At 52.5% G+C, this 8,240-nt stretch carries 6 protein-coding genes; 2 read left to right on the forward strand and 4 right to left on the reverse strand.

Going from position 1 to position 8,240, the window contains the following annotated elements; genetic code table 11:
* A partial coding sequence (gene cls / locus ACNQP3_RS28925; RefSeq protein WP_416470694.1) for a cardiolipin synthase occupies positions 1–1,283 on the forward strand: 1,283 nt, incomplete at its 5' end.
* A 102-nt stretch (positions 1,284–1,385) separates the two neighbouring features.
* On the opposite strand, the gene cfaB is transcribed toward cls, so the two are convergent.
* A complete protein-coding gene (gene cfaB, locus ACNQP3_RS28930; protein WP_179027452.1) occupies positions 1,386–2,570 on the reverse strand; it encodes a C17 cyclopropane fatty acid synthase CfaB in 1,185 nt (394 codons plus the stop codon).
* A 207-nt stretch (positions 2,571–2,777) separates the two neighbouring features.
* On the opposite strand from cfaB, the gene lpdA reads away from it, so the two are divergent.
* The gene (gene lpdA / locus ACNQP3_RS28935; protein ID WP_012274895.1) at positions 2,778–4,178 is read left to right on the forward strand and encodes a dihydrolipoyl dehydrogenase; all 1,401 of its coding nucleotides are present in this window, start codon (positions 2,778–2,780) and stop codon (positions 4,176–4,178) included.
* Between the two features lie 383 nt (positions 4,179–4,561).
* On the opposite strand, the gene ACNQP3_RS28940 is transcribed toward lpdA, so the two are convergent.
* From ACNQP3_RS28940 to ACNQP3_RS28950, 3 genes are all read right to left on the reverse strand, one after another.
* Positions 4,562–5,785, reverse strand: a complete 1,224-nt coding sequence (locus ACNQP3_RS28940; protein WP_179027451.1) for an MFS transporter — start codon at positions 5,783–5,785, stop codon at positions 4,562–4,564.
* Between the two features lie 126 nt (positions 5,786–5,911).
* Positions 5,912–6,802: a glutamate racemase gene (locus tag ACNQP3_RS28945; RefSeq protein ID WP_264316678.1), complete on the reverse strand. Its 891-nt coding sequence runs from the start codon at positions 6,800–6,802 to the stop codon at positions 5,912–5,914.
* Between the two features lie 11 nt (positions 6,803–6,813).
* Positions 6,814–7,785 (reverse strand): TauD/TfdA family dioxygenase, encoded by a 972-nt coding sequence (locus ACNQP3_RS28950; RefSeq protein ID WP_264316679.1) that lies wholly within the window; start codon positions 7,783–7,785, stop codon positions 6,814–6,816.
* Between the last annotated feature and the right edge of the window lie 455 nt (positions 7,786–8,240).

The following is an 8,240-nucleotide window of genomic DNA, read 5'->3' on the forward strand; positions in this document are numbered from 1 at the left end:
TTCCCTATCTGGTCTTCGGTGCCCGCTCGTTCTATGCCTACATCAAGGCGCGGCGCCAGGCCAACCAGGAAATGCACGTGGCCATGGCCAACCTCAACTGGCGGCCCTGGGTTGAGGAAGCCCTTACTGCCCGTGAGTCGGAAAGCTACGCAGCCTTGCGCGCCATGCCCAAGCTGGGTCGCATGCCATGCCTGGCAAACAACCAGGTGAAACTGCTGATCAATGGCCAGGCCACATTTGATGCCATTTTCGCTGCCATCGAGAAAGCCCGCGATGTGGTGCTGGTGCAGTTCTTCATCATTCATGACGACACCCTTGGCAAAGCGCTGCAGCAACTGTTGTTACGCAAGGCCGCCGAAGGGGTGCAGGTGTTCGTGCTCTACGACCGTGTCGGCAGCCACGCCTTGCCGGCCAGTTACAGCCAGGTGCTGCGTGACGGTGGTGTGCAGATCCATGCCTTCGCCACCCGCCGCGGCTGGTTCAATCGTTTCCAGGTCAACTTCCGCAACCATCGCAAGATCGTGGTGGTGGATGGCCTGGTCGGTTTCATCGGCGGGCACAACGTGGGTGACGAGTACCTGGGTAAGCACCCGCAGCTTTCACCCTGGCGCGACACCCATGTGCAGATTAGCGGGCCGGTGCTGGCCTGCCTGCAAGAGTCGTTCGCCGAAGACTGGTACTGGGCCACGCGCCAGCTACCGCCACTGATCCTGCCAGATGCCTACCCGGACAACGGTGTCCTGTGCCAGGCCTTGGCCAGCGGCCCGGCAGACCCACAGGAAACCTGCTCGCTGTTCTTCCTTGAAGCAATTCACTCCGCCACTCGCAGAGTGTGGATCACCAGCCCTTACTTCATTCCTGACGAGGCCGTGTTCGCCGCCTTGCGCCTGGCGGTGTTGCGAGGGGTCGATGTGCGCGTGCTGATTCCATCACGGCCGGACCACCGCATTGTCTATGCCGCCTCCAGCCTGTTCGCCTTTGAAGCGGTACGCGCAGGGGTGCGCGTGTTCCGTTACCAGCCAGGGTTCCTGCATCAGAAGGTGGTGTTGGTGGATGACGACGTCAGTGCGATTGGCAGTGCCAACCTGGACAACCGCTCGTTCCGCCTGAACTTCGAAATTACCCTGCTGACAGTCGACCGCAGCTTCGCCGACCAGGTCGAGCACATGCTGAACGATGACTTTGAACAGGCACGGGAGATTACTGCAGAGGACAGCCGCGATACGCATCGACTGCAACAACTGGGGATGCGCATTGCGCGGCTGATCTCACCAATTCTTTAAGATAAGCCCTCTGCTTGTTGGACCATTCCAAGACAAGCACAGGACCTGTAGGAGCAGCCTTGTGCTGCTCCTACAAAGTGACGGGGTATCCTGAAGACCGTTTCAGCGATACAGGTCTTCCCGCGTCCACGGCAGGTTATGGTGCCCGTCGGCGTACGGCTTCACTGCCAATATCTGGTGCAGGTTGATCCAGCCCTTCTGGAAGGCATAAGCACACCCGGCCAGGTACAAACGCCAAATACGCAGTGTCTTCTCGGGCACCAGCGCCGCCGCTTTGTGCAACTGGTTTTCCAGGTTCTCACTCCAGTGATGCAGGGTCTTGGCGTAGTGAAGGCGTAGGCTTTCGACATCCACCACTTCCAACCCCGCCTCACAAATACTGGCACTGATCATCGACAAGTGCGGCAGCTCACCGTGAGGGAATACATAGCGGTCGATGAACTCACCAGCACCTCGCCCGACCGGTCGGCCATCGACGTGCTTGGCGGTAATGCCGTGGTTCATTACCAGCCCCCCTTCCCTCACAGCGCCGAACAGCTTCTGGCAGTACAGCGCCAGGTTTGCATGCCCGACATGTTCGAACATGCCCACGCTGACAACCTTGTCGAAGCGGCCATCCTGGGGCAGGTCACGGTAGTCGAGAATCTGCAAGTCGACCTTGTCGGCTAGCCCCTCGGCCTTGACGCGCTGGCGACCCAGCTTGAGCTGCTCCTTGCTCAAGGTAATGCCGAACACCTTGGCGCCATACTCGCGGGCCGCAAAACGCGCCAGCCCTCCCCAGCCGCAGCCAACGTCGAGCAGGTAGTCGCCGGCATCGAGGCGCAGCTTGCGGCACAAGTGGTCGAACTTGTCCTGCTGCGCCTGGTCGAGCGTGTTGTCGGGCTCGCGGAAGTAAGCGCATGAATAGGCCATGTCCTGATCCAGCCATAGCTGGTAGAACGCGTTGGAGACGTCATAGTGATAAGAGATGGCTTCGGCGTCAGTGCTCTTGTCGTGGGCAAGCCTCTGCGGCAGCACTTCTTCCTCACCGGCCAGCAATGCTTCGCTCAGCTCATCACACACGCGGATGGCCTCGCCAATATCGCCTTCCAGCTCCAGCTTGCCTTCAACAAATGCGGTGCCTAGCTGATCCATGCTTGGATGGGTCAACTGGCTGATGAGCTGTGGTTCCTTGACCAGGATGGTGACCTGCGGGCTAGGCCCCAGATCGAACTGGTTGCCGTCCCACAGTTTCAGCCGCAGCGGCAGATGCAGGCTCTGCAATGCCGGTGGAAGTTGAGCAAGCATGAACAACCCTCCTATCCCTAATTGACTACGACGCCTGATATTTCGAACGTCGCCGCAACAGAGTAGTTCATTGGTGGGATGTTTCCTCTAAACAAGACCATGGTCTAGAACCAACTGTTCTTATCCATGCAGTGGATTGTATACAATCTTTCCTTCTCAGCTTAACCTTATGCCCCTCTCGCGCTTCTACATCCTGGAGTTGAACCCATGAAATCTTATGACGTGGTGATCATCGGCGGTGGCCCTGGCGGCTACAACGCCGCCATCCGCGCTGGCCAGTTGGGCCTTAGCGTCGCCTGCGTGGAAGGCCGCTCGACCTTGGGCGGCACCTGCCTGAACGTTGGTTGCATGCCTTCCAAGGCACTGCTGCATGCTTCCGAGCTTTACGAAGCCGCCAGCGGTGACGAATTCGCCCACCTCGGTATCGAAGTCAAGCCCACCCTCAACCTCGCCCAGATGATGAAACAAAAGGATGAGAGCGTGACCGGCCTGACAAAGGGCATCGAGTACCTGTTCCGCAAGAACAAAGTCGACTGGATCAAAGGCTGGGGGCGCCTGGATGGCGTGGGCAAGGTCGTGGTCAAGGCCGAAGACGGCAGCGAAACTGCGCTGCAGGCCAAGGACATCGTCATCGCCACCGGCTCCGAGCCAACCCCCCTGCCAGGCGTGACTATCGACAACCAGCGCATCATCGACTCGACCGGTGCGCTGTCGCTGCCGCAAGTGCCCAAGCACCTGGTCGTCATCGGTGCCGGCGTAATCGGCCTTGAGCTGGGTTCGGTCTGGCGCCGGCTGGGTAGCCAGGTCACCGTCATCGAATACCTCGACCGCATCTGCCCAGGCACCGACACGGAAACCGCCAAGACCCTGCAGAAGGCACTGGCCAAGCAAGGCATGGTGTTCAAGCTGGGCAGTAAAGTGACCCAGGCTACTGCAAGTGCCGATGGCGTGAGCCTGACGCTGGAGCCTGCCGCTGGCGGCACCGCAGAATCGCTGCAGGCCGATTACGTGCTGGTGGCTATCGGCCGCCGCCCTTATACCAAAGGGCTGAACCTTGAAAGCGTGGGCCTGGAAACCGACAAGCGTGGCATGCTCGGTAACGAGCACCACCGCACTTCAGTACCAGGTGTGTGGGTGATTGGCGACGTCACGTCCGGCCCGATGCTGGCGCACAAGGCCGAAGACGAAGCGGTAGCCTGCATCGAGCGCATCGCCGGCAAGCCCCACGAGGTCAACTACAACCTCATCCCTGGCGTAATCTACACCCGCCCGGAGCTGGCCACCGTGGGCAAGACCGAGGAGCAGCTCAAAGCAGAAGGACGCGCCTACAAGGTCGGCAAGTTCCCCTTCACCGCCAACAGCCGGGCCAAGATCAACCACGAGACCGAAGGCTTCGCCAAGGTCATCGCCGATGCCCAAACCGATGAAGTACTGGGCGTACACCTGGTAGGGCCAAGCGTCAGTGAAATGATTGGTGAGTTCTGCGTGGCCATGGAGTTCTCGGCCTCGGCAGAAGACATCGCCCTCACCTGCCACCCGCACCCGACGCGCTCCGAGGCCCTGCGCCAGGCAGCGATGAATGTGGACGGCATGGCGATGCAGATCTGACCGCAGCTGTTCGCAGCAGTGGCCATTCAAGATCAGGATGCAAGCGGCCAGGTTAACGTAGCCATTGATTGTGAATGACGATCCTGATCGTATGCCTGGGTGCGCTGTTTCCTCGAAAAGGTCGCGGAAAGCTATGCAGCTATGGTCTAGCTGGCCTGCTCTATTCGGTGTTTGCGACATCTCTTTTCGTACAGAGCCTAGCCCCTGTCTGAAAAGCCTTGATTCTCGGTGATGCTCCTTTGAAAACCGCCCAGGAATGCTCATTTACTCCAGTAAACTGCGCTTCCTCGGCGGTTTCGCCTTGCCTGACCATCTTCTCAGACTCTTCAAAAAGAGCCTAGAACCCTCATTACTCACAAAAATCTGCTTTGTTTTTTTTCGCCTCAATTGCACATTCTCTTGTCTAATTTCCCCTGTTTTCTGTTGAAAGTAGTAAATAGCACAATGACAGATACTATTGCTAAAGTTCCCCAACCATAAGCATAGGTACCAAGGCTATCCCGTGATAAGCCAATAATCGGGGGAATCAATACAACGGAGAGCTGATTAGCTGTCATGGCCATTCCCAGCGCAAAACCCTTGCGATCAGCAGGAGCAGTTTCTGCAATGTAAGCTACCCATGGACCGTACCATCCGTATGCAAAAAAACCAGTGAACGCCATAAAAACACTTAGCATTAACAAATTTTTTGTATTCAAAAAGGGTAACAGCATCAATATGGCCGCTACCGCACCGAGACAAGTCATCACGGGGTAGTACCTTCCTGACTCACAATGATCACTCCAAGCCGCTAGGACAACCCTTCCGACTATGCCTGCCCCTAGCACCACGAAGAACATCATCGTCGCAGTAGATCTATCAAGCCCAACTGAGGTATAAAGATACAAAACTAAGAAGACTGAAATGGCATACTGTGAGGCAGTGAGACTAGCACCGGACACCATGATTTTTCTCATGGCAGGTTCGGTTACCATAGACAGTCGGGACACAGCCGCCAATTTTAGATTGATTTTTTTTCTTTCGATGCCCTGACTTATCTCAGGTTTTTTATACAGCAAAACAAATAAGATGGCACCAAACAACGCTACAAGTCCGCCCACCAAAAAAGCTGTTTGAACAGAGTATTGGCTGGCAAAAAATGGAAGTAGTAACGCGGCCATGGCGCCGCCCAGGGGTAATCCAGCTTGTCGAATACCCATTGCAAAACCTAGCTGACTACCTTGAAACCAATTAGATACAGACTTGCTTCCTCCGGGCTGAGCCGTGCTGTATCCAAAACCTAATAGTACTAGGATCATAAGCAATTCAGTGTAAGAATTTGCCAGCGCCGCGCAGCACAATGAAACGCCAACGATTACTGTTCCTACACCAACAACAAATCGCTCACTGTACCTATCCAATAGCTCGCCAGCAATCAATAGACCAAAAAGCGGAATCAACTGTGCTGCCGAAACCAATGTGCCGATCTGCCAATTACTGAGGCCCATCTCGGACTGAACATTTAACGCGATAGCCCCAAAGCCTTGAACGAAAAAACAAGCGCTAGCTTGTGCAAAAGTAGCCACAGCTAAAATTACCCAACGATAATTCTTATTTGGAAAATTCATGCGTCAAATCCCCCACTTCTAAAAACCTGACACTAAGACGTTGCGTTGACATTTGAAGTTCTCTGCCTGCACCAATGAAATTTCCAGTTTCTAACAACGTATGTTAGTTGACTGACCAACCAACTATCAAAAATTAGCGGTCAAGGTTTTGATGTCTGTGCAGAAGCCATTTTTCGAAAACACCTTGCGATAGCCAATAATATCTTGCTTACTTGTAAAGATAACAGCTTTTAAAGGCTGGCTAATGGAAGCGTGCTTTTTTTTCACTGTAGATGCGACCCGCAGAGCAACTTTTTTTGCAGGGTCGAGCCAATTCTGAACGGATGGGAATATCCCTTCCAAGTCTTTAATTACATGAGGGAAGTGAGTGCAACCAAGGATAACTGTGTCAATTGAAAATCGCTGTTTTGTAGTGAGATGGTCATCCACAAGCTTAGTGAAACTAGCAAAACTTGCTTCCTGCCCTGCCAATCGGGCTTCAGACAGTGCTACCAACGGCTGCGCCGCTATTGGCCATATATTGGCCCGATTTCTTGTTATGGCCATCGCGCGGCGAATATACCTACTCTTAACCGTGCCGGGAGTGGCAAGTAATACGATATTTTTTTGGTCGGAAATTTCAACAGCTTCCTCTAGGGGGGGCGTTATTAAGAAACAGTGCTGAACACATGAGTCTAGACCATAGTCCTTCATAGCGACGGAAGCGGTATTACACGCTACAACGATAGCTAACGGCCTAATTTGTGTATAGAGCTGATCAATTAAATGCTGTACCCTTTGAGAAATTTCAGCCCCGGACTTGCTACCGTACGGGAACCATTCATTATCTACCACATAGAGTATACTTGCCTCAGGAAGTAGAAGTTCCAGTTGCCGGGACAGTGTTAGCCCCCCTACGCCAGAATCCAATACTACAATTGGCCGCTTCGCACTCAACCATTGACTGCTATATAGTTTATTTTCGTCATCCAGCCAAAAGCTGAAGGCAATCGCCAGTGAACTATTGAGGATATGCATCGGCCTTCACCCTATGCATTGATAGCGCGAGTATCTACCGAGTCCCGCATTTCTCGGGACTTCCTCAGGCTTGATGCGAATACAACCCGAGATAGCCAACGGGCGCCACCACCGTAATTAGCATTGAACGAATCACGTGCATGTACACACCGGTAGTTATCGATGAAGACACAATCCGCTTGCTCAAGTATGAGTGTCACGCGATTTTCTGAAAAGTGATTTAAGAGTTTTTCCAACGCTTGACGTTCGATGCCTTCATATTCCCCGACATCCAAAGTGGCTGCATTAATTTTTACATAGGGTGCGTCTCTATGGCCAAATAGAATTGTCTGGGCGTTTTCTTCGACCACGTCAGATGTGTTGTGTATTGGGTTGTGAGAAATTCTAAACCTCGACTCAAATAGCACATTTATTTCTTCCTCGCTAAGCTTGATGCCATCAATGCTAGAAAGAACTGTCGCTGCACGTTCATCATTACGCATGCACACGAGCCCTAAGTACTCTGGTCGAGCAGGGTGAAATGCATCTTCTACATGGAATCCAAAATCGAGAACAGACCCAGAACTTGAATTGGCAATGCATCCATACCCTTTAAACGGTATAATATTGTTATACAGGCTACCCCCGCGCTGCGAAGTGAATCCGATACCTTCGCCCAGTAATGACCCGTATAGGCCATGCAAGATTTTTGCGTCACTCAAACAATAGTCTTCTTCTAATTCAATATACCCTTTTGGCGTTGCCCCTGCACCATGTCGAAGAACGGGATTCCCGGAAACTAGAAGAGCCGCAAATTCTTCTTTTCGTTTGAAGTCGTAGAATACTTTACGAATGCTTCGTGGCAATTCTTGGGCATACAGAACTGCTTTTTCCATAAAGCTGTACTGATTTGTCATTCCGGGCTCTTTAATAACCTCATCCAACAAACCCCGAACTTGCAGTTTTTCATAATGGGTAAGAACAAGCTTCTTTACTTCAGTCACCACAATATGTTACCCCTTCGTATCTGTGATCAAACCTGTCGAAACCTATCTTAGGCACTGGTCGAAATTTAAGACTCCACGTCCTTCGATTGACCGTAGACTTGGAAATTGGCAACCTTTTCTGTCTTATATTTAATGTCGAAAAATATCCAATCACGGTTGTTGTGATGTAAGAATTACGATAAGGAAATTTGCTGGGCATGGTCAATATTCAAAGACGTAGGGTATTTCTTATTCTTTTGTGCGAAAAATAAAATCGCGGATTTTGAAAGCATTGAAAGCTATAATTTTGCGGAACAAAAAATGCACCCCATCGAAAGATGCGGTGCATTTAAATGAGAATAGGGGCAAGTAGCTTGGTCCAGAACGTACACGTTGAAACGTATGACGCTGCGAACTCTACAAAATGCTTCAGCGGGGTAGTAATTGGGTTTCCGGAATTTCGTACAAAACCT

The organism is Pseudomonas sp. LFS074, from assembly GCF_047978165.1.
GTDB lineage: Bacteria > Pseudomonadota > Gammaproteobacteria > Pseudomonadales > Pseudomonadaceae > Aquipseudomonas > Aquipseudomonas putida_P.